At 65.1% G+C, this 20,493-nt stretch carries 27 protein-coding genes; 15 read left to right on the forward strand and 12 right to left on the reverse strand.

Annotated elements, in window-relative coordinates:
- The first annotated feature begins 235 nt into the window (after positions 1-235).
- Positions 236-1,174 (forward strand): IS110 family transposase, encoded by a 939-nt coding sequence (locus tag ACFSX5_RS01310; protein ID WP_386831039.1) that lies wholly within the window; start codon positions 236-238, stop codon positions 1,172-1,174.
- Between the two features lie 56 nt (positions 1,175-1,230).
- Here ACFSX5_RS01310 and yidD read toward each other — a convergent pair whose 3' ends face one another.
- Both yidD and ACFSX5_RS01320 read right to left on the reverse strand, forming a co-directional pair.
- On the reverse strand, positions 1,231-1,542 hold the full coding sequence (yidD, locus tag ACFSX5_RS01315) for a membrane protein insertion efficiency factor YidD (protein ID WP_386831041.1): 312 nt from the start codon (positions 1,540-1,542) through the stop codon (positions 1,231-1,233).
- A complete protein-coding gene (locus tag ACFSX5_RS01320; RefSeq protein WP_386831043.1) occupies positions 1,542-2,060 on the reverse strand; it encodes an iron-sulfur cluster assembly scaffold protein in 519 nt (172 codons plus the stop codon). The genes yidD and ACFSX5_RS01320 overlap by 1 nt, the downstream gene beginning before the upstream one ends.
- 78 nt (positions 2,061-2,138) lie before the next feature.
- Between ACFSX5_RS01320 and folE the strand changes: the two genes are divergently transcribed.
- The 3 genes from folE to hisI all read left to right on the forward strand — a co-directional run bounded on the left by folE (position 2,139) and on the right by hisI (position 3,788).
- Entirely contained in the window at positions 2,139-2,762 is a 624-nt protein-coding gene (gene folE / locus ACFSX5_RS01325) for a GTP cyclohydrolase I FolE (protein ID WP_386831045.1), read from the forward strand.
- Positions 2,763-2,822: 60 nt separating this feature from the next.
- Positions 2,823-3,230, forward strand: a complete 408-nt coding sequence (locus ACFSX5_RS01330; protein ID WP_386831047.1) for a hypothetical protein — start codon at positions 2,823-2,825, stop codon at positions 3,228-3,230.
- 117 nt (positions 3,231-3,347) lie between these two features.
- Positions 3,348-3,788, forward strand: a complete 441-nt coding sequence (gene hisI, locus ACFSX5_RS01335) for a phosphoribosyl-AMP cyclohydrolase (RefSeq protein ID WP_386835546.1) — start codon at positions 3,348-3,350, stop codon at positions 3,786-3,788.
- On the opposite strand, the gene ACFSX5_RS01340 is transcribed toward hisI, so the two are convergent.
- Positions 3,782-4,522 (reverse strand): rhomboid family intramembrane serine protease, encoded by a 741-nt coding sequence (locus ACFSX5_RS01340; RefSeq protein ID WP_386831048.1) that lies wholly within the window; start codon positions 4,520-4,522, stop codon positions 3,782-3,784. The two genes, hisI and ACFSX5_RS01340, sit on opposite strands and share 7 nt — an antisense overlap.
- A gap of 179 nt (positions 4,523-4,701) precedes the next feature.
- Here ACFSX5_RS01340 and ACFSX5_RS01345 point away from each other — a divergent pair, with 179 nt between their 5' ends.
- The 4 genes from ACFSX5_RS01345 to ACFSX5_RS01360 all read left to right on the forward strand — a co-directional run bounded on the left by ACFSX5_RS01345 (position 4,702) and on the right by ACFSX5_RS01360 (position 7,397).
- Positions 4,702-5,358: a PAS domain-containing protein gene (locus tag ACFSX5_RS01345; protein ID WP_386831050.1), complete on the forward strand. Its 657-nt coding sequence runs from the start codon at positions 4,702-4,704 to the stop codon at positions 5,356-5,358.
- A 111-nt stretch (positions 5,359-5,469) separates the two neighbouring features.
- Positions 5,470-6,099 (forward strand): PilZ domain-containing protein, encoded by a 630-nt coding sequence (locus tag ACFSX5_RS01350; RefSeq protein WP_386831052.1) that lies wholly within the window; start codon positions 5,470-5,472, stop codon positions 6,097-6,099.
- A 59-nt stretch (positions 6,100-6,158) separates the two neighbouring features.
- Positions 6,159-6,668: a hypothetical protein gene (locus ACFSX5_RS01355; protein ID WP_386831054.1), complete on the forward strand. Its 510-nt coding sequence runs from the start codon at positions 6,159-6,161 to the stop codon at positions 6,666-6,668.
- Between the two features lie 105 nt (positions 6,669-6,773).
- Entirely contained in the window at positions 6,774-7,397 is a 624-nt protein-coding gene (locus ACFSX5_RS01360; protein WP_386831056.1) for a transglutaminase-like cysteine peptidase, read from the forward strand.
- Positions 7,398-7,730: 333 nt separating this feature from the next.
- On the opposite strand, the gene ACFSX5_RS01365 is transcribed toward ACFSX5_RS01360, so the two are convergent.
- Complete coding sequence (locus ACFSX5_RS01365) at positions 7,731-8,054, reverse strand: DUF6949 family protein (RefSeq protein ID WP_386831058.1); 324 nt, start codon at positions 8,052-8,054, stop codon at positions 7,731-7,733.
- Between the two features lie 98 nt (positions 8,055-8,152).
- On the opposite strand from ACFSX5_RS01365, the gene ACFSX5_RS01370 reads away from it, so the two are divergent.
- Complete coding sequence (locus ACFSX5_RS01370) at positions 8,153-8,818, forward strand: hypothetical protein (RefSeq protein WP_386831060.1); 666 nt, start codon at positions 8,153-8,155, stop codon at positions 8,816-8,818.
- 3 nt (positions 8,819-8,821) lie between these two features.
- Here the strand turns inward: ACFSX5_RS01370 and ACFSX5_RS01375 are convergent, their stop codons facing one another.
- The 3 genes from ACFSX5_RS01375 to ACFSX5_RS01385 all read right to left on the reverse strand — a co-directional run bounded on the left by ACFSX5_RS01375 (position 8,822) and on the right by ACFSX5_RS01385 (position 10,859).
- Positions 8,822-9,037, reverse strand: a complete 216-nt coding sequence (locus ACFSX5_RS01375) for a DUF3126 family protein (RefSeq protein WP_386831062.1) — start codon at positions 9,035-9,037, stop codon at positions 8,822-8,824.
- Positions 9,038-9,149: 112 nt separating this feature from the next.
- Complete coding sequence (cysE, locus tag ACFSX5_RS01380) at positions 9,150-9,974, reverse strand: serine O-acetyltransferase (protein WP_386831064.1); 825 nt, start codon at positions 9,972-9,974, stop codon at positions 9,150-9,152.
- A gap of 108 nt (positions 9,975-10,082) precedes the next feature.
- Positions 10,083-10,859, reverse strand: coding sequence for an alpha/beta fold hydrolase (locus tag ACFSX5_RS01385; RefSeq protein ID WP_386835547.1), 777 nt, complete (start codon positions 10,857-10,859; stop codon positions 10,083-10,085).
- A 125-nt stretch (positions 10,860-10,984) separates the two neighbouring features.
- Here ACFSX5_RS01385 and ACFSX5_RS01390 point away from each other — a divergent pair, with 125 nt between their 5' ends.
- From ACFSX5_RS01390 to ACFSX5_RS01405, 4 genes are all read left to right on the forward strand, one after another.
- The gene (locus ACFSX5_RS01390; protein WP_386831065.1) at positions 10,985-11,227 is read left to right on the forward strand and encodes a zinc-finger domain-containing protein; all 243 of its coding nucleotides are present in this window, start codon (positions 10,985-10,987) and stop codon (positions 11,225-11,227) included.
- A gap of 12 nt (positions 11,228-11,239) precedes the next feature.
- Positions 11,240-12,427, forward strand: a complete 1,188-nt coding sequence (locus ACFSX5_RS01395; protein WP_386831067.1) for an FAD-dependent monooxygenase — start codon at positions 11,240-11,242, stop codon at positions 12,425-12,427.
- Between the two features lie 105 nt (positions 12,428-12,532).
- The gene (locus ACFSX5_RS01400) at positions 12,533-13,873 is read left to right on the forward strand and encodes a TCR/Tet family MFS transporter (protein ID WP_386831069.1); all 1,341 of its coding nucleotides are present in this window, start codon (positions 12,533-12,535) and stop codon (positions 13,871-13,873) included.
- A complete protein-coding gene (locus ACFSX5_RS01405; RefSeq protein ID WP_386831071.1) occupies positions 13,842-14,336 on the forward strand; it encodes a GNAT family N-acetyltransferase in 495 nt (164 codons plus the stop codon). Before ACFSX5_RS01400 ends, ACFSX5_RS01405 begins: the two co-directional genes overlap by 32 nt.
- A 10-nt stretch (positions 14,337-14,346) precedes the next feature.
- Here the strand turns inward: ACFSX5_RS01405 and gndA are convergent, their stop codons facing one another.
- Positions 14,347-15,768 (reverse strand): NADP-dependent phosphogluconate dehydrogenase, encoded by a 1,422-nt coding sequence (gene gndA, locus ACFSX5_RS01410; RefSeq protein WP_386831073.1) that lies wholly within the window; start codon positions 15,766-15,768, stop codon positions 14,347-14,349.
- A gap of 200 nt (positions 15,769-15,968) precedes the next feature.
- On the opposite strand from gndA, the gene ACFSX5_RS01415 reads away from it, so the two are divergent.
- Both ACFSX5_RS01415 and ACFSX5_RS01420 read left to right on the forward strand, forming a co-directional pair.
- Complete coding sequence (locus ACFSX5_RS01415) at positions 15,969-16,733, forward strand: SDR family oxidoreductase (protein WP_386831075.1); 765 nt, start codon at positions 15,969-15,971, stop codon at positions 16,731-16,733.
- Between the two features lie 2 nt (positions 16,734-16,735).
- Positions 16,736-17,278: a gluconokinase gene (locus tag ACFSX5_RS01420; RefSeq protein ID WP_386831077.1), complete on the forward strand. Its 543-nt coding sequence runs from the start codon at positions 16,736-16,738 to the stop codon at positions 17,276-17,278.
- Here ACFSX5_RS01420 and ACFSX5_RS01425 read toward each other — a convergent pair.
- The 4 genes from ACFSX5_RS01425 to ACFSX5_RS01440 all read right to left on the reverse strand — a co-directional run bounded on the left by ACFSX5_RS01425 (position 17,220) and on the right by ACFSX5_RS01440 (position 20,493).
- On the reverse strand, positions 17,220-18,170 hold the full coding sequence (locus ACFSX5_RS01425) for a DMT family transporter (RefSeq protein WP_386831078.1): 951 nt from the start codon (positions 18,168-18,170) through the stop codon (positions 17,220-17,222). The genes ACFSX5_RS01420 and ACFSX5_RS01425 overlap by 59 nt on opposite strands.
- A 131-nt stretch (positions 18,171-18,301) precedes the next feature.
- Entirely contained in the window at positions 18,302-19,075 is a 774-nt protein-coding gene (locus tag ACFSX5_RS01430; protein ID WP_386831080.1) for a MerR family transcriptional regulator, read from the reverse strand.
- Positions 19,076-19,125: 50 nt separating this feature from the next.
- Positions 19,126-19,602 carry a CYTH domain-containing protein gene (locus ACFSX5_RS01435; protein WP_386831082.1) on the reverse strand — a complete coding sequence of 159 codons (477 nt, stop codon included), beginning with the start codon at positions 19,600-19,602 and terminating at the stop codon, positions 19,126-19,128.
- The gene (locus ACFSX5_RS01440) at positions 19,603-20,493 is read right to left on the reverse strand and encodes a CHAD domain-containing protein (protein WP_386831084.1); all 891 of its coding nucleotides are present in this window, start codon (positions 20,491-20,493) and stop codon (positions 19,603-19,605) included.

Genomic DNA, 20,493 nt, shown 5'->3' on the forward strand with positions numbered 1-20,493 from the left:
GAGGTCTACGCAAACGCAGCGATCCCATAGACCTTGTATTAGCGGGATGTGCGAATGTGGGGGTGCCGCGGCCTGTTCGACACCAGGCCGCGGCGGCGGCATCGGATCGAGGTAGACCCAGACTGGTGGTGTGCACCTTTGTCTGAGGATGAGCGGGATCGTTGCCGTCAGTCTTCATCGGGCCCGCATGGTTGATTGAACCCAGGGTTCGCATTGCAAGGACGGGACGAGGAAGATGAGCCATTCTAGCACATTTGTGGCCGGGATCGATACCGGCAAGGCAGCTCTTGATCTGGCGGTGACGCCCGGCGAGGGATGGCTGCGGGTGAACAATGACGCGGCCGGATGGCAAGCGGCGGCGGAGTGGTTGCTCAAGGCCGGTGTCGATCGGGTCGGCATCGAAGCCAGCGGCGGCTACGAACGTGGCGTGGTCGCGGCTTTGCGGGAGGCCGGGTTCAAGGTGATCCTGCACCAGCCGCTGCAGGTACGCCTGTTTGCCCGCATGCGGTTGCAGCGCGCCAAGAACGACCGGCTGGATGCCCGGGTGATTGCTGCCTTCACCGTCCTGTTCGGGATGGACAGGGCGGCTGCCGATCCGACACTGGCCGGCTTGCACGAGCATCTGGTCTTCATCGACCAGCTGGTCCAGGACATCGCCCGGCTCAAGACCCGGCTCGAGCATCTGCACGATACCCGTCTTGCCAGCCTGGTTGCCGCTGACATTGCCGCACTCAAGGCCCGCCTGCGCGACGAACGGCGCCGGCTGGAACGGGCGGTGCGGGCCGACAAGGCTCTCGGGCGGCGGCTCGATCTGCTGCTCTCCGTCCCCGGCATCGGCATACCGACCGCCTTGGCCTTGCTGATCGCCATGCCGGAACTGGGCAGCATCAGCCGTGAACAGGCCGCTGCCCTGATCGGGTTGGCACCGTTCGACCACGACAGCGGCAAGCATCACGGGCGGCGCCACATCGCCGGCGGCCGTGCCCGCCCCCGGCAGGCCCTCTACGCCGCGGCCCTGCCTGCCGCCTATCGATGGAACCGCCAACTCATGGCGCTCTATGCCCGCCTTACTGCCGCTGGCAAACCCCACAAGCTCGCCCTCGTCGCCTGCGCTCGAAAACTCGTCATCTTCGCCAACACCGTTCTGCAACGAGGCCAACCCTGGACCCCATAGCTAATGGTTGCTCATCCTGAGCTTGTCGAAGGACGAGGTCGCGGGCACTGAGCGCGCTACTTCCACCGCCCATACCGCCACGGCAGGTACCATCGCCCTGCCTCGGGCAGCCGTTCCGGCACCGGGTCATAGCCGTGCGTACCCCCAGGGCGGCAGCGGCTGAGGCGGGCGAGGCCCATCCAGCCGCCGGGCCAGAAGCCGAACCGCCAGATCGCTTCGCCGGTAAATTCCGAGCAGGTTGGCGCATGCCGGCAGGTGCGCCCGACAAAAGCCGACAGCGTATAGCGGTAGAGGGTAATCAGCGCGACAGCCGCGAACTTGAACGGCAGGTCGATCCACCGCCAAAGCGTATGCATGACGTTACGCATCAAGCATCGGCCGGAAGAGCCTGAGAAGACTCAAGTTTATCCAGCGCCTCGACGACCGCATCGAACACCAGCAGCGCCGAAGGCTGACGAGCCGGGTAGTCCCGCACCGGAGCGAGCCAGCCGAGGTCGGCCCAACACCCCTCCGGCGGCGCGCCGCCTTCCTTGAGCATCGAGACCATCTGCGCCCGCAGCGCACGCAACTCGGCTGCCTCGGTCCCAACGATGTTTCTTGCCACCACCGCGGCACTCGCCTGTCCGATGGCGCAGGCCGAGACTGCCTGCCCATAAGCGGTCACCACCCCGCCCTCGACCACGAGATCGACCTCGATCAGCGAGCCACAGACGCGGCTGACCTTGCGCGCGGACGCGTCCGGCGCGGCAAGCCGCCCCGGCTGCGGCGCATTTGCAGCAAGCTCGAGAAGCCGGTCGGAGTACAGGTTGCTCAATTCCACGAGCGCACGCGAAGGCCATTTCTTGTCGGTGGGTGTGTCGCCGACTATATAGGGTGTCTCACGCATGCTGTCAGGATCAGACCCGCTCTTGGGTCCAGCAGTGCCCGCCGCACCGATGCGGCACCGTCGGCAAGGAGCCGATCCATGGACGCCAAGATAACCCCGCTGGGCACTGCCAAGCTTCCGCTGGAGCCCGCCCTGCGCCCGACGCGCGAAGAAGCCGAAGCGGCCGTGCGCACCCTGATTGCCTGGGCCGGCGACGACCCGCGCCGTGAAGGCGTGCTGGAAACTCCTGCCCGCGTGACCAAGGCCTATGGCGAGCTCTTTGGCGGCTACACGCAGGACCCCAAGGAGATCCTCTCCAAAACCTTCCGCGAGGTCGGCGGCTATGACGATATCGTGCTGGTGCGCGATATCCCGTTCTTCTCCCATTGCGAGCACCACATGGTGCCCTTCTTCGGCAAGGCGCACATCGCCTATCTGCCGCATGACGGTGTCGTGGGCCTGTCCAAGCTGGCGCGACTGGTGGAAGCCTTCGCCCGCCGCCTGCAGACGCAGGAAACGCTGACCGCCCAGATCATCGACGCTCTCAACGAGAACCTTGGCCCGCGCGGCGCCGCCGTGTTGCTCGAGGCCGAGCATATGTGCATGACCATGCGCGGCGTGCGCGCCCACGGCGTCAAGACCGTGACCCACCGCTTCACTGGCGTCTTCGCCGAGGACCGGGTGGAACAGGACCGCTTCTTCGCCATGGTCGGCCAGCGCTGAGTCATTCCTTGCGCTCTGCTCCCCTGATATACGCAAGGGGAAACATCTCGGGGGAATGGCATGTACAAGCTACTTAGTGCTGCAGTACTTCTTGCAGCGACGCTGGTCCCGGCAAGTGCGCAGTCTTCGATAAGCCGCTCCCGTGGCACGACTTTGCTCGATAGTTACGTCGCCTATGTCGGCGAGGACGACCTCTACAACTCCAGCGGCAAGCGGCTTGATCAGCCGTGGCAGATCATCCGGCAGGATCGCGCCAACTTCCATCGCTTCGGCATCCGCGACCGGCTCGACGAGAATGACGGTTTCTTCGCCAGCTCCGCCAATCGCGATGCCATGGAGCGCATGCTGGCTAGGGGAACCATCAGCAACTCCGCCCGCCGCGCGATCGTCGGCGGCGGCGCTGTCATCCAGGTAGACGTCCTGAGCGCCAACGGCCGTGATTGGGTTGAGGTCACCGTCCTGAACTGACGCTTGGGAGGTCGCTGTTTGCATGGTCGCCACGCGCTGGGCCTCTACGTTCGGCCTCAAGCGCTGAGCCGCTGGTCCCCGCCCCCGATGCGCGCTACTAAAGCGCGCATCATGGCTATCACCTTCACCGCACCCGACACCCTCGACCACGCCGCGCTCGAAGAAGGCACCGCCTTCGCCCCGCGCTTCGACGCCGCCGGGCTGATCACCGTCGTCACCACCGAAGCCGACACCAACGCGGTGCTGATGGTCGCGCACATGAATGCCGAGGCGCTGTCGCTGACGCTCGAGACCGGCATCGCCCACTACTGGTCGCGCTCACGCGGCAAGCTGTGGAAGAAGGGCGAGACCTCGGGCGAACTGCAGCAGGTGGTCGAACTGCGCACCGATTGCGACCAGGACGTGCTGCTGCTGACGGTGGAACAGACCGGCCGCGGCGCTGCCTGCCACACCGGCCGCAAGACCTGCTTTTATCGCCGGGCAGTGGTCGCCGACGGGTCGGTCACGCTCGAGGACACGGGCCTGCCGCGCCTGTTAGATCCCGCCAGCGTCTACTGACGCCTCGGCCGCTCGAACAGTCCCACCATCAGCAAGCCGGCGGCAAACCCGCCCAGATGCGCCTGCCAGGCGACACTGAGCATCGAGCCGGTGAGCAGCGGCAACAGCGGCACGGCGGCATTGAGCAGCACCCAGATCAGGATGAAGAAGCGCGGCCGCGGGTCGCGCCAGAGGTCGATCGGCCGGGCCAGATGCCGCCCGAGCACGACCCGCTCGCCGGTCTCGGGATGGTTGGCAACCACCACCGGCTGGAAGATGAAACGGACTGCCGCCCCGGTCAGCCCCGCCACCCCGCCGGAGGCGCCAACAAGATAGGCTCCTGTCAGCAGCGTGGTTGCGGCGAACAGCGCCGCGCCGGCCGCCGCGGATACGAGGAAGATCGCCAGCATCGGCCCGGTGCCATAGCGGCGCGCAACCGGGGTCGCGAAGATCGCGAACCACGCCGTGTTGACCAGCAGGTGTTCCCACCCGCCATGAAGGAAGGCGTGGGTAAAGGGCGTCCAAATCAGGGGGATGGCAAGGCTCGGATCCTGCGGTGCGGCGACGATGCGCAGCGGCTGGAAGGCGAACCAGAACAGGAATTCCACCTGCCCCTCGGGGTTAAGCACCAGGGTTGATGCCAGGTGAATGACCACGAACAGCGCAGCGACCGCCGTCACGGCGCCAGGCAGGAGAAACACCGGCTCGCGCCCGGAAACCGCCTGCTGCTGGGGACCCTGCCCGTTTTCAACCATCATGTTCTCCGATTCGGCACGGCGCCCCGGCACTTGTGCCTCTTTTCCACATTGCCGCCGCCGCGTTAACCTTAACTCTTCTTTAAGAGCGATTTTGCCGCGCCCATTTGCGAGAGTTCAGCCGCGGTGGACGCGCTCTCGGGGAGAAAGCGCCGCCCTTCTTGGCGGGTCGATTGAAGATGCAAAAGCACAGCACCAGAACGCTCTACAACTACTGGAACAGCCTCAGGGGTTCCCGCAGCGCTCCAGACCGCAAGGATATCGATCCCACGCACATCCGCGAGGCGCTGGCCAACACCTTCATCCTCGAGCTTGCGGATGATGATCGTTTCTCGTTCCGCCTCGCCGGCTCGCACCTGTGTACCAGCTATTGCCGCGAACTGAAGGGCCGGTCCTTCTCCGCCCTCTGGCACGAGCGCGACACCGACGCGATGGATACGCTGATCCGCGCGGTCACCGAAGATCATGCAGTGGCGCTGGTGACGTTCCAGGCCACCACTGCGGTGCAGACCAAGGTCAACTTCGAGTGCATCCTGCTGCCGCTGCGCCACAACGGTACCACGCACACGCGCATCCTGGGCGCCATGACCGCCATCGACGAGCCCTACTGGCTCGGCGTGCAGCCGATTACCGAGCAGCGCATCACCGGCCTTCGGCTGATCTGGCCGGACGACCAGCTGCCGTCGGATGCCCCGCAGGAAGTCGCCTCGCAGGTCGTCAACGACGTCGGATACTCCCACGCCGCCCCTGCCCCGGCCGGCATTCCGGCGGTGGTTTTCGGCCGCACCGCACGCCGCTACGCGCACCTTGCGGTCATTGACGGCGGCCGCCGCTAAACTCTTGCAGTTTTACCGGTTTGTGGCGGCGGAGCGTTGCTTCGGTTCCACCAAGCGTTAACCAACAGCCACTAGTCTGGCGGGGAAAACCCCTACCAGACGGTCCGGCGAATGCTCAGCGACGACCTGCCATCACAGCCTTTGGCCTCGCCGGCGCCCCGCTTCGAAGCGGATCGCTTCCAGCGCGTATCGGTGTCGCTGCTCGGCCGGTACATGCTCTCGGACCGGCGGGAATTTCCTTGCCAGGTGCTGGAAATGTCCCCCGGTGACGCCATGATGGTGGCACCGGTGCCCGGCGTCGTCGGCGAGCGCGTCATTGGCTACATCGATCATCTCGGCCGCATCGAAGGCTATGTGCAGTCGCAGGTCGAAGGCGGCTTCTCGATGAGCATCGACGCCAGCCCGCGCAAGCGCGACAAGATGGCGGCCCAACTCACCTGGCTTGCCAACAAGGATCTGTTGAACCTGCCGGAGGACCGCCGCCACGAGCGCGTGGTGCCGGACATTCGCCACTCCTATGTGGTGCTCGACGATGGCCGGCGGTACAACTGCAAGATCATCGACATCTCGCTCTCGGGTGCCGCCATCGAACTCGACGTTCGTCCCGCCATGGGCACTCCGGTTACGCTCGGCCGCATGCGCGCCCGCGTGGTGCGCCATTTCCAGAACGGGGTGGCGGTGGAGTTCGCCTCGGCGCAGGAAATGCTGACCGTGGTGCAGCAGAACCTGCGGGTGAACTGAAACGCACCTCCATGCGTGAGGGGCTGACACTGCGCCCTCCGATCGCGTATGACGCTGGCGTGAGATCGCGCCGCCTCTTCCCGCTTGTGACTGCCCTGGCCGTGCTGGCCGCGCCGGCTCTTGCCGACGGGCGGTCCGACTGGGCCGGCTATGCCTGGCAGACGATCGATGTCGCCGATTGCACGGCGGGGGATGAAGGACGCGTCTGTCCTCTCTACCGGGAAAAGTGGGACTGGAAGCGCGACCAGTGGGTCAGCATCTGGGTCACGCTTGGGCAGGAAAGCCTCAGGCTCACCCAGCGCCTCGAGGACAACGACTGGTATGACGACGACGATGTCTGCGTCACCGCCGTGGTGGTGGACGCGGCCGGGCGCAACCTCGCAGTCCACCACACCAACTGGTACATGACGGATGGTCAGGTGCGTGAGGAGGTGTTCACATATCCTGCCGCCGGCCTCGACAGGGCCTCGACGATCCATATCGGCTCCAAGCAGTGCCGGGAGGGGCCGCACCAGGACGATGCCGTCTTTGCCGAAGTGAAGAGCCGCCTGGGCGCGGCAACACGGTAAACAAGCACCGAATCCACTCGATAAAACTCGCATAAAAACTGCGCGGCAGTTTTCCGATCGCGGCAAACCGCCAGCCGTAGCGTGGTCTCCATCAGGGAGACTGCAATGCGTACAACAACTTGGGCAAAGCGGGCGACGGCGGCGATCGCTCTGGCGTTCCTGGCCGCAGCACCAGTGGCGGCGCTGGATTTCCAGAATGTCGCCTTCATCCAGACCGCCACCAGCGCCACCAGCATTCCCGTGGGCCATGCCGAGTTCTGCCGGGCTCGCCCCGCCGAGTGCACGCCGCACCAGAACCCCGTCGGCGCCGTGACGCTGACCGAGCCGCTATGGCAGCAGTTGCTGGCCGTGAACGCCACCTTCAACCAGCAGATCGTGCCGGTTACCGACGCCGATCTCTACCAGGTTGAAGAGTTCTGGACCTATCCCAACGGCTATGGCGATTGCGAAGACTACGTTCTCGCCAAGCGCCGGGCCCTGATCGAGGCGGGCTGGCCCGCCAGCACCTTGCTGATCACCGTGGTCAAGCAGGCCAATGGCGAAGGCCACGCCGTGCTGCTGGTCCGCACCGATCGCGGCGATCTCGTGCTCGACAACCAGGTCGGCAGTGTCGATCTGTGGAGCAACACCCCGTACAAATTCGTCAAGCGTCAGTCGCAGGCCGATGCCGGCGCCTGGGTGGACATGTTCGACGACCGCAACATTGTCACCACCGCAGCGATCGACTGATCTTCACGGTTTCCGGACCCCGCCCAATACATCCCTGATAGGGGTCTGAAGAGTGAGGCCAGCCCGGCGCAAACCACGGCTGGCCTCACTGCTTTTGGAGTGTTCTCTTTGCCCTTCGGTGGCGAAGAAACGGCTCGAGCGCGGAAACATCGACCTCCCCTCGCCCTTGAGGGGAGGGGTAAGGGGTGGGGGTGTCGGAGCATGTGCATACTGGGAGTTCCCAGCCTGTATTGCCCTCGACAACCCCACCCTCACCCTCTCAACGGGGAGGGAGGCGATGGAGCCGATGCCGCGAGCACGCCCAGGAGTTTGAAGGGAACAGTTCCGGCCCTGCTAAAGCCGCAGGACGGCGACGTAGCTGCCGACGATCAGCAGGCCGGTGAGGAACGCCCAACCGAAGGCGACCATGGCCGCGATCAGGGCATTGCTCATCGACAGGGTGCTGTTGTCCTCATGCTGCCAGCCCATCTGCAGCATGATGTAGGGGCCGCAGATGAAGCTCATGAACAGATGCCCGAGCGTGCCGGCAAAGGTCTTGCCGTCATAGCGCAGCATGGCCTGCTGACCCGATAGCATCTGATACAGATGCGTTCCCGCTCCCGCGGTGCACAAGCCGACACAGATCAGAAACGCAGCCAGAAGCAGTTCGGTACTCATTCCAGCGTCCCCGCGCGGCAGAACTTAACACTTTGTTAAGCATATTGGCTGCCTGATTGGCTGTCACCTCCTCCGGACAAATCTGGTTAATGCCGGAAATGGCTTCCTCCACCGCACGCGCGCCAAACGCGCCCTCGGCCATCGGCTTCAACCTTGCGGCGCTATCGGTGATGGTGCTGCTGGCGGCGGTCGGGCTCGCCTATTGGGTGGATGGTGCCACGCGGGAGGCCCGAACACCCGGGCCCGTGCTGAACGACGATCGTTTGGTGACGCAGACCATTGCCGGCCAGGAACTGAGCATCCCGCAGAGCTGGTTCCGCAACGGCCAGGAGTCACGCACCGGATTCGCCAGCCAGATCGACCTGCTGGTGACCCTCACGCCCCCTGAGGCCGAGCCGATCCCGGTGCAGGTGACACTGCTGCCGCCAAGCCGGGCGCGCACGAGCGCCAGCCTGCTGGACCGGGTGTACCTGCACCAGTTCGGCGAAGAAACGCTGTCTGGGGTGATGGGGCTGGTGGGCAAGCCGGTGGCCGGCCCTGGCTACCGCGGCGAGACGGTGTGGTACGATCCCCTGTCGCCCAACCCGTTCGTGGCCAAGTGCCTGGCCCCGGTGGAGCCGGAGGGGGCGGAGCAGTGCGTGCGCACCGTCTATCTGCCCTCGGGGATTGCTGCCGTCTACACCTTCAGCCAGCCGGCGCTTGCCGCCTGGCGCGAGTTCGACAGCGAGATGGGCCGTTGGCTCGGCCGCATCGGCGCGATGTGAGGATCAGACCTCGTCGAGGTCGATGTCGAGGATCGACATATTGAAGATGTAGGACTTGTCGCCGTCCTCGTCGTCCACATGGATCAGACCGATCGACTCGTCGCCGATATAGACTTCCACGGAATCGTTCAGCTTGCCGCGCGGTCGCACGTCGATGTTGCGGTTGTTGAACTTGGTCTGCAGGAATTTCTGCAGCTTGATGATCTCGGCGTGGTTCACTGGACCGTCCTGATGATTGGAATGGCGGGAAAATAGCCCCAACCCGCAGAGTGGCAACCCTGCAGTTCAGGTGTTTAGCGGTGACAACGCGCCAACAGGGGTTGCGGTGCCGTCAGCTGGTCATGTCGTGAACCAGGATCACCTGGTCCATCACCAGCGCCGGCTGTGCACATCCTGCCTCACCGATGACCTTGGCCGGAACGCCGGCGACGGTCACCCGCGGCGGCACCTCCTTCAGCACCACCGAGCCCGCTCCGATACGCGAGCACTCGCCGATGCGGATATTGCCGAGCACCTTGGCTCCGGCGCCGATCAGCACGCCATTGCCGATCTTGGGATGCCGGTCCTGGTCTGACTTTCCGGTGCCGCCGAGCGTCACGTTCTGCAGCATCGAGACGTTGTCCCCCACCACCGCGGTTTCGCCGATGACAAGACCGGTGCCATGGTCGAGCATGATGCCCTTGCCCATCGGCACGGCGGGGTTGATATCCACCTGGAACACCTGGCTCGAGCGGCTCTGCAGGTAGAGGGCGAAGTCGCGCCGCCCCGCCTTGTGCATGGCATGGGCAAAGCGGTGAGTCTGGATGGCCTGATAGCCCTTAAAGTAGAGCAGCGGCTCGACTGCCCGGTGGCAGGCGGGATCGCGCTCAAGCGTCGCGGCAAGGTCCGCGCGCGCGAGGTCCGCAATCTCGGGGCTGTCGGCCAAGGTCTCGGCGAAGGCTTGGCGGATCAGGTCAGCGGAAACGTCCTCATGGTCGAGTCGCGTCGCCAGCCGGTGCGCCAGCGCCGCTTCGAAGCTGTCGTGGTTGAGGACGTTGGCGACCACCATGTTCGCCAGCGACGGCTCCTTCTCGAGCACCTGGCGCGCGCCCGCACGCACCGCTTCCCACACGGGATCGACGCTCTGAAGATTGGCCGGCTTGCGTAGCGTGGACATTTCAACTCCGCTTCATCGAAGAACACCGATATAGAGCATCGTGTCCCTCAGCACAAAGGCTGTCGGGTGCGTTGGTTCACACAGTGCCCCAAATGTGAAACGGCGTTCCTAAACAGCGGGCCAATGACGGGCGAGAAAATCGAGCGTGGCGGCCTTGAACACCTTGTCGCCGGTGGCGCGCATATGGTCGCGCCGCGGGATCACCACTGCCTCCCCCTGGGGCAACAGTTGCGCCAGCTCCTCGGGGTACCCCGCCATCACGTCCTGCTCACCCACCGCAACCAGCACGGGCACGTCGATCCGGCGGACATCGGCCCGCGCCATTGGCGCCCGCGAGGTTTCCATACACGCGGCAAGTGCCTGCCGGTCCGACTTGGTATGCTCGGCAAAGATGCGAAACTGCCGGGCCGTCGGGCCAGTGACATAGTCGAGCGACGGCGCCAGGAGGCCCGCGATGATCTCGTTGCCGTCGGCAAGGCCATTGATGAGATTCATGCCCATACCGCCGAACACGGCGCACGGCACCCGTTCGGGATGCTCGAAGGCGAGGAAGGCCGAAATCCGCGCGCCCATCGAATAGCCGAGCAGCGCCGCCCGCTCGATCCCGAGGTGGTCGAGCAGCGCCACCGCATCGGCCGCCATCGCCTGCGGCGTATAGTCCTCCGGCTCGTGCGAGGACTCGGATTCGCCATGGCCGAGATTGTCGAGCGTGATGGCGCAATAGCCGGCCTCGGTCAGCGTCTCCACCCAGCCGGTATCCAGCCAGTTGACCTTGCCGCTCGAGGCAAAGCCGTGGATGCACAGCACCGGCTCGCCGCTGCCATGTGTCTCGAAGGAAAGCGTGTGACCGCGAGATGTGAAGAGTGGCACTGGAAGTTCTCCGATCTGCTGCCGCTTTCGCGGAACGGGTAACGGAAAGCAATCGGAAATTGCCCCTTTCGCTGCCTTCCATTGCACCGGCGGTTCGACTAAGTTCCCGGCGCACGTCCACCGTTCGGGTCTATTCTGCCATGGCGCATCACACCACGCCGCACTTCCACAACACCGAAGGCCTCCGCCAGATCGAGGTGGGATCCAAGGAATTCAAGTGCGTAGGCGCCCTGCCCCCGTTCGACCATCCCCATATTTATATCGATATGGGCAAGGACAACGAGATCGTCTGCCCCTATTGCTCGACCCACTACGTGTTCAACTCCCGCCTCGCCGCCGGCACCGCCAACCCGGCCTCCGCCGTCTTCCACGACGCCGCCTAAGCGGCGACGATCATGCCCACAGACGGGCGCAGCATCTACATCGCCGGCGCCGGAATCGCCGGGCTGACGCTGGCTTTGGCGCTGGCCAAGTTCGGCCTGCGCGTGGTGGTTTTGGAGCGGCAGGCAGCGGTTTCCGAGTTCGGCGCGGGCCTCCAGATCAGCCCAAACGCCTTTCGCATTCTTGATCGGCTCGGGCTCGGCGACGCCATCGCTGCAACCAGCCTCGAGCCGGTGGGCATCGACATCATTCCCTCCGGCGCCACGCGGCCCCTGACCACGCTCGAACTCGGCCCGGTCATGCGCGAGCGCTTCGCGGCGCCCTATGTGGTGATGCATCGCGCGGATCTGGCCGAAGTGCTGTTCCAGGCCACGCGCCGTTTCGCCAACATCGAGATCCTGTTCGGCGTCGAGTCGTGGACAGTCGAGAACACCGATGCGGCAGCCCGGGTGACGCTCCGGCAAGGTGGCGCCGAACGTGAGGTTCCCGTCCACGCCTGGATCGGCGCCGATGGCGTCCACTCCGCGACCCGGCGCGAAACGCTGGGCGGCCCGGACGCATCTTATTTCGGTCGGGTGGCGTGGCGAACGCTGGTGCCGGAAGCATCGGTAGCCGGGCAGATCGAGCTTGATCGGGTAACGGTCCTGTTCGGGCCCGGGTACCACATGGTGTGCTATCCCCTGCCCCATCGGGCGCAGGTCAATCTGGCGCTGTTCATTGCCTCCGGCGATCCGCGCGTGGCGCCGGGCGCGCAGCCGGTGATCCCTGGTCGGCCGTCAAACCGGGTAGAGGCCGTGCTCGATGCTGCCGGCGGCGGGTGGACCCCCTGGCCCTTGTTTGCGGTCACTACCCCGAACTGGAACCGCGGCCGCATTGGGCTGATCGGCGATGCCGCCCATGCCATGGTGCCGTTCCAGGCACAGGGCGCGGCCATGGCCATCGAGGATGCTGCCGTTCTGGCGCCGCTGCTCGCGAGCACGGACCAGCCGGAGGCGGCACTTGCCCGCTATGCCACGCTGCGGCAGCAGCGGGTCGCCCGCGTCGCCAGGATTTCTCGGATGAATGGGACCATCTTCCACCTGCCGTGGCCCCTGAGCCTCGGACGCGACCTGGTGATCAAAACATCCGGCCCGCGCGGGCAACTGCAGCGGCTCGGCTGGCTTTATGGCTATGACGCAGAGATTGCGGGCGCCCGTCCGTGATGAACTGCGGCCGCCGGGTTCCGCCTTGCTTTGGCCCGGCGCGCCGTGTCAATTGCCCGGCATCCAGGCCCGGCACCGGGACTCAACGAGGTTGACCGCAACCGCATGCAAGCCGCCACCCGCTCACGCCTGACCCTGGCCTGCATCCTCGTCACCATCCTGATCGACATGATCGGCGTGGGCATCATCGTGCCTGTCCTGCCGGAACTGCTGGAAGACCTGACTGGAGGCAGCGTGGCCAATGCTGCGGTGATCGGCGGCTATCTGGTCTTCACCTACGCCTTTATGCAGTTCGTCTTCTCCCCCGTGCTCGGCAATTTGTCGGATCGGTTCGGCCGGCGGCCGGTGCTGCTGCTGTCCCTGCTGGGGCTGACTTTCGACTACGTCATGATGTCGATCGCTCCGGTCGTCTGGTACCTGTTCATCGGGCGCGTCATCGCCGGCATCGCAGGGGCGGCGCTGGCGACAGCCACTGCCTATATGGCGGACATCACCCCTCCCCATAAGCGCACGCACCGCTTCGGCCTGATCGGTGCGGCCTTCGGGCTGGGCTTCATCATCGGCCCGGTGGTGGGTGGCGAACTGGGAGAGTTCGGACCACGCGTTCCCTTCTACGCAGCGGCGGGCCTGGCCTTCGCCAACTTCCTGTTTGGGCTGTTCGTCCTGCCTGAAAGCCTGCCCAAGACCTCCAGGCGCAAGTTCGACATCCGCCGCGCCAATCCATTCGGCGCGGTCCTGTCGCTGCGGAAATACCCTTCGGTACTGTGGCTGCTGGCGGTGCTATTCTTTTTCCAGCTGGCGGCTCAGGCCCTGCCGACGGTGTTCAGCTACTTCACCGTGGAGGTGTTCAACTTCACCTCCTCGACCATCGGACGCACGCTGGGCGCCTTCGGGCTCGGCTTCGCCATCAGCCAGGCGGTGCTGGTGGGGCCGCTGTCGCGCGGTATCGGTGAGCCTGCCGTGGCGATGATCGGACTCCTGGCCGCCATCACCGGCTTTGCCGGCGTCGCCTTGGCCGACAGCGTGTTCTATCTCTACCTCTTCATCATGGTCGGCACGGTGAGCGGCCTCGCCCCGCCCGCGATCAATGGCGTGCTGTCACGGCAGGTGCCGGACAATGGCCAGGGGGAGTTGCAGGGGGCGGTGAACGCGGCAAGTTCGCTGGCAACGATCATCGGGCCGCTGGCTGCAACGCAGATCTTCTCCTATTTCACCACCACCGCCGACGCACCCGGCTACTTCCCCGGCGCGCCGTTCATTGCCGCCAGCGCCAGTGTCGCCGTGGCACTGCTGATCTTCGCCTTCACCGCCTGGCGTTTCGAGCTGCGGCACCGCCCGAGCGTCGCGGACCATCCGCAGGTGCCGGAGGTGCCACCGCCCGGCCAGGTGCGCACCCCGCCACTGGAGGACGATGATGGGCCAAGTAGCAATCCGCGCCGCCACTGAAGCGGACTGGCCGGCCATTCTGGCGATCGTGAAGCCGACTTTGGCTGCCGGGGAAACATATGCCGTCGATCGCGACCTCGATGACGAGGGCATTCGCTCTTTCTGGATGATGCCGGAGCACGAGGTTTTCGTGGTCGAGGCCGATGGCGAGATTGTCGGCACTTACTACCTGATGGCCAATCGCCGCGGCGGCGGTGCCCACGTGGCCAATGGCGGCTACATGACCGCCCTGGCGGCGCAAGGGCGCGGGGTGGCACGGGCGATGTGCCTGCATTCCCTGGAGCGGGCGAAGCAGCGTGGCTTTCGCGCCATGCAGTTCAACCACGTGGTGTCGACGAACACCCGAGCCGTGGCGCTGTGGCAGTCGCTCGGCTTCGAGATCGTCGGAACGCTACCGGGCGCCTTTCGGCACCCGGTGCATGGATATGTCGACAGCTATGTAATGTACCGCTCGCTGCTCTAGCAGCGGAGGGTCAGTCCTTGCCCAGCGTCGATGGCCACTTGCCGTGGAGGTCGGAGCCGCGCCCCTCGATCTCGAAGCCGTGCGCGCCGAAGAAATCGCGCTGGCCCTGGATGAGGTTGGCGGTGCCCTGCGCCTGACGGTAGCTGTCGAAATAGCTGAGGGCTGCCGACAGGCAGATCATCGGGAACTCGCCAAGGGCGGCGGCCGAGACGACCTTGCGCAGGTGCGGATGCGCTTCCTTCATCAACTCGACGAAGTCGGGCACGACCAGCAGGTTGGTGTTGCCGCCCTTTTCATAGGCAGCCGACATCTGATCGAGGAAGCGCGAGCGGATGATGCAGCCGGCGCGCCAGATTTTGGCGATGGTGGCGAGCGGCAGGTTCCAGCCGTTCTCCTCGCTGGCCTTGGCGATCACCGCAAAGCCCTGGGCATAGGAGACGATCTTGCCGGCGAGCAGCGCCTGTTCAAGGTCGGCGAGGGTGACGTCGGTCTGGGCGCGGCTCGGCTTGCCGTAGATGCCTTCGGCAGCAACGCGCTCGGCCTTGCGGGAGGAGATAGAGCGGGCGGCAACGGCGCCTTCGATGGCGGTTGCCGGCACGCCCATCTGCTGGGCGGCGATGGCGGACCAGACGCCGGTGCCCTTCTGGCCGGCCCTGTCGAGGATGAGTTCGACCAGCGGCTTGCCGGTCTGCTCGTCGACGGCGTCGAGGACGTGGCCGGTGATCTCGATCAGGTAGGAGTTGAGCGGACCCTTGTTCCACTCCTTGAAGACTTCGGCGCAAGCCTTTGGATCCATGCCGAGACCATCGCGCATGACGCCGTAGATTTCGGCGATCATCTGCATGTCGCCATATTCGATGCCGTTGTGGATGGTCTTGACGAAATGGCCGGCGCCGCCTTCGCCGAGATAGGCGCAGCAGCTCTCGCCCTTGAACTTGGCCGCGATGGCGGTCAGCACCGCCTCGGCATTGTGCCACTGCTCCTTGGAGCCGCCGACCATGATCGAGGGACCATGGCGGGCCCCCTCCTCGCCGCCGGACACGCCGACGCCGAGATAGCCGATGCCCTTGGGCTTGAGGTAGTCAAAGCGCCGCTGCGTGTCGGTGAACAGGGAGTTCCCGCATTCGATAATGGCGTCGCCCTCCTCGAGATGCGGCAGCAACTGCTCGATCATCGCATCGACCGGTGCACCGGCCTTGACCATGATGATGATCGAGCGCGGACGCTTCACCGTCTGCACGAAGTCGGCGAGGTCGTACTTGGCGATGGTGCGGCTATCGAGGCCCTGCGCTTTTGCTTCGGCGACGAACTCGTCGATGCGGCCCGAAGACCGGTTGTGGACAGCGATCGTATAGCCTTTCTCGGCGATGTTGAGCGCGAGGTTCGAACCCATCACCGCCAGGCCGATAAGGCCGATATCCGCTGTCGACATGCGAGCAGTCCTTCTGAAGTCACAACCAATCCAATGGACGCGTGGGCTTGGCGCACGCGGGGCGACCTGACCACAAAGCCGCTGCTGACGGAAGCCATTGCAGGGGAAATTTTGAGCCGATCTGCGGCCTTGTATGGAAGAACCTGTTGCCAGCGCAAGCCCCGCCTCATAGGGTCGCGCTCATTCTTTCGGAGCATTCCATGACCTCACCCTTCGATCTGACGGGCCGGCGCGCACTGGTCACCGGCTCCAGCCGCGGCTTGGGCTTTGCCATGGCGAAGGCACTGGCGGCGGCCGGCGCCGATATCGTGCTCAATGGGCGCGACCCGGAAGCACTTGGGGCCGCCGCAGAGGAAATCGCCGGAAGCGGCGCGAAGGTGAAGGCGCTCGCCTTCGACGTGACCAGCGAAGAGAGCGTTGCCGAGGCGATCGCGCACTGCGATCGGGACATCGGGCCCATCGACATCCTGGTCAACAATGCCGGCCAGCAGGTGCGCGGTCCCCTGGAGGACTTCCCGGTCGACAAATTCGAGCAGCTGCTGACCACCCACGTCACCGCCACCTTCATGGTCAGCAAGGCGGTAGTGAAAGGCATGATGGAGCGGCGTTTCGGTCGCATCATCAATCTGTGCTCGATCGTGACCGATGTTGTGCGCCCGACGGCCACGCCTTACGCGGTTGCAAAGGCTGCCGTCGGCAACCTGACCCGCGGCATGGCGACCGAATGGGCCAGGCACGGCATCAACGTCAACGCGCTGGCCCCGGGCTATTTCAAGACCGAGCTGAATGCGACGCTGATCGCGAACCCGGAGTTCAACGCCTGGGTGGAAAAGCGCACGCCGATGGGTCGGTGGGCCGAACCGGAAGAACTCGGCGGCTCCGTCGTTTTCCTGGCATCGCCAGCGGCAAGCTTCGTCAACGGCCACATCCTCTACGTGGATGGCGGCTTCAAGGCGACGGTGTAGCCATGTCCCTTGTTCCTGCTCGAATCATCATCGTCATGGGGGTGAGCGGCTCCGGCAAGTCGACCACCGGCCAGGCTATCGCGCGGCAACTGCATGCTCCATTTCTTGATGGCGACCAGTTCCACCCCCCGGCCAATGTCGAAAAGATGCGTGCCGGCACGCCGCTGGTGGACGAAGATCGCTGGCCCTGGCTCGAGCGGCTGGCAAAGGCCCTGTGCGAAGCGGCCGAGCCCAAGGGTGTGGCGGTTGGCGCCTGCTCGGCGCTGCGGCGGATTTACCGCGACTACCTGGTGGAGAAGGCTGGCGAGCCGATCCTGTTCGTCCACCTCGAGGGCAGCAAGGAACTGATCGCGTCGCGCATGGCAACGCGCCAGCACGAGTACATGCCTGCCGCGCTGCTCGACAGCCAGTTCGCAACCCTTGAGGTCCCTGATCCGGCTACGGAGAATGTGCTTGCCGTACCGATCACCGACAGTGTCGAGAAGATCACCCGGACGGTGCTGAAGAACCTGGAGCACCTGAAGAGCTTCCGACGCTGGCAGTAGCGCCCGGCTTCACCGCCAACTGCCCCTGGCCATAGGCCACCAGCACGGCGGCCGCCACGACGACCAGCGCACCCGCTACCACCCATACGTTCAGCGCCACTCCGAGCAGGAGCGCATCGAAGGCGAAGGCCCAGAGAATGCCGGTGTACTCGTAGGTCGCGAGCAGCGAGACGGGCGCCCGGGCAATGGCCTCCATCATCAAAATATGCCCGGCGCCACCCAGAAGACCCGCTCCGGCAAGCAGGACGGTTGTCTCGAACTCCAGCGCCGCCCAGCCAAAGGGTGCCGTCGCCAGCCCGACGATGCTGCAGATGACGGCAAAGGACAGCGCCACGCTCGACGGCGGGTCGGTGCGGGTGAGATCCTTCACCTGCACCCGCGACAGGGCGTTGGTCGCCGCCATGGCGACGCCAGCGCCGATACCGATAAGCGCGCCCTCTCGAACCTCCTGCCCCACAAGCGCCGGAAAGAGCATGAGCAGGATGCCAGCAAAGCCCATGATCACACCAAGAAAGACCACCGGGCCCGGGCGTTCTCGCAGGAACGCCATCGCGGCGGCGATGGACAGCACCGGCGCCAGATAGCTCAGCGCGGTGGCGAGGCCGACCGACAGGTAAGCCAGCGATACGAAGGAGAAGAACATCACCGCACAGCCGAGGAGACCCCGGATCAAGTGCTTGTGGGGGTAACGGGTCCGCAGCGACGGCAGCAGTTCGCGGCGCAGTGCCATGTAGAGAACAATCGGAAGCAGCGCCAAGGCACTGCGCCAGAAGATGAGCTGCCCGGTCGGCGCCACCTTCGCAGCCTCGTGGATCGCAGCCGACATAGCGGCCATGATGGCCAGGGCGACCGTGGCCAGCCCAATGGCAAGACGAGAATTTGGCTTGGTCACGAACGCGGTCCACGCGAAAAGTATGACTTTTCCATAGCGACTGGTTGGACCGCTGTCATCACCGCGCCAGCTCAAAGTCGCGGTGAACCACTAACGGGTGGCGGTATCCGCCACCCGCAGATCGGCAGCACCTATCCGGCTTGCCGAGACGCCCAAGAGCGCATGGCAGTCGTCAGATAGTCGGCGAAGCCGGGTTCAATCGCCTCGAAGCGCGCTTTGAAGTCCGGATGCTCGTAGATGTCGGCGAGCCCGGCATAGGCTTGTGGGGTGCAGTCGCGGCCCCAGCTAGCGGCGATCCAGTCACGGTGGTGCGCTATGGCAGGCTCCAGAGCGGCCGCCTGCGGTGGCACGCCATGGCGCAGGCCTTCGGCCAGCGCCTCCTCGATCTCCTTGAGCTCTGTCATACGGGCGGCCATGCCGCTCGCTGATTGATCGCTCATCGCCTCGCGGCTGACGGCAAGCTGGTCCTCCATCTCGGGACCATACTTCTCCACGAGCCAGGCATCGTATTCTGCCTGCTTCTCTGGCGACACCACGCCGGAATAAAGATCGGCGGCCGTCATGGCACACCCTCCTTTCAGTTTAGCGATCGTGCGGTCGATCGTTTTGACCATTTGGGCGTACCGCCGGGACTGTTCCTCCAGCCGCGCGCGTTGCCGCGCCAGCGTCTCGATGCGATCGAACCCGGGCGCATCCAGAATGGCCCGGATTTCGTCGAGAGGAATGTCCAGTTCGCGATGGATGAGGATCTGCTGCAGCCGCATCAGTTCTTCCTCTCCATAGTGCCGGTAGCGGTTCTCACCCGTGTACGCAGGCTTCAGGAGGCCGATCTCGTCATAGTGGTGCAGCGTGCGCACGGATACGCCCGCGAGCTGCGCCAGTTGACTGACAGTGTAGGTCTTCATCGGTCCACGTCTCCGCGGATGACCTGATAGGGCCTCACGCCGCGTGAGGGTCAAGCCGCTTCTTGTGGCGGCGCCGCTGCGCGCGAGAGGCTGGCATTGAAGTAGCGGTCGTCGTCCGAGACCTCCCGCCCTACCCAGGATGGGAGTGGCACCTGCTGGTCGGCATGCTCGAGCTCGACCTCCGCAACCACCAGCCCCTGGTGACGCCCATCGAAGACGTCCACCTCCCAGGTCAGGCCACCGAACGGCACCAGGTGGCGCTGCTTGCTGATCGTGTGCGGCTCGGCCATCGCGTACAGTTCGAGGGCATCCGCGAAGGGGATGGGGTACTCGAACTCGGCGCGCGATATGCCCTGGCTTGCGCCCTTGAGGGTAAGCACGGCGCGATCGCTGCCCAGCAGCCGCACCCGCACGGTCGCCTTGGCGTTGGCGGAGAGATAGCCCTGACGAATGGAGATTGTCTGGGTGACCAGCGGCCGCCAGACCTCGGAGGTCAACAGGAACTTCCGTTCGATCTCACGGGCCATTCAGCGCTCCGGCAGCAGACGCCAATAGGCAGCGAAGCGGTCGCGCACGGCTCCCGCCCGTTCAGCCGTCAATTGGGCGCCCAGTTCACGCGCGGCTTCAGCAAGATCATGCTGGCGCTTTGTGACGGCTGCATGAACGCTGTCGGTCACGGCCTTGTCCACGGTGCTATCGCCGGAGTCCAGCCGCTCGGCCAGGACAGCCAGGTTGTGGTGGTCGCCCAGATGTTCCCCCAGTTTGCCAAGAGCGTCTCGCTGCGCCGACAGGATATTGGGAGCACTCTTTTCCAGCAGCGTGACATGGTGCCAGTGATATTTGACGGCCTTGCGGCACTCGTGCAGGTCTTCGGCGTCCTCAGAACGGGAGGCGGTGGCGAAATCCTCGCGCAGCGTTCGGTACGTCGCCTCCAGCCCATCCTCGATCAGGCCGAAGCCGTTGCCGTCGAGATCCCAATCGGCAATGCGGTCGCGCAACGGGCGCATGCGCGCCGTGAAATCGTCCAGCACCGCGCGGCCATGCTGCTCCGATACCGCCCCTTCCGGCGGCTGCAACAACGCACGGACGGCCTCCCGGTTTTCCACCGAGAGGGACAGCGCACCGTCGGCAAGCAGGGCGTCGAATGTATCGAGCACCACTTTCGCGTCGCGGCTACCGGACAGTTCGGCGGCGGCATCGCGGATGGTGGCGTTCTCGCGCGAGTAGCCATCGAACACCGGACGGATGAGGCGGAGCAGACCACGCAGCCGCTTGCAGCGACGGCGAATGCGGTGGACGGTGGCATCGAAGCCATCCGCCATTTCTTCGGCGTCCTCGAGGGCTTTTTCGACCTGTTCGAGCGCAATGCGCCGGACCTGTCCGGCGGCATCGGTGCGGGTGGTGAAGGCAAAGCCCAT

Source organism: Devosia albogilva, assembly GCF_042685625.1.
Taxonomy (GTDB): domain Bacteria; phylum Pseudomonadota; class Alphaproteobacteria; order Rhizobiales; family Devosiaceae; genus Devosia; species Devosia albogilva.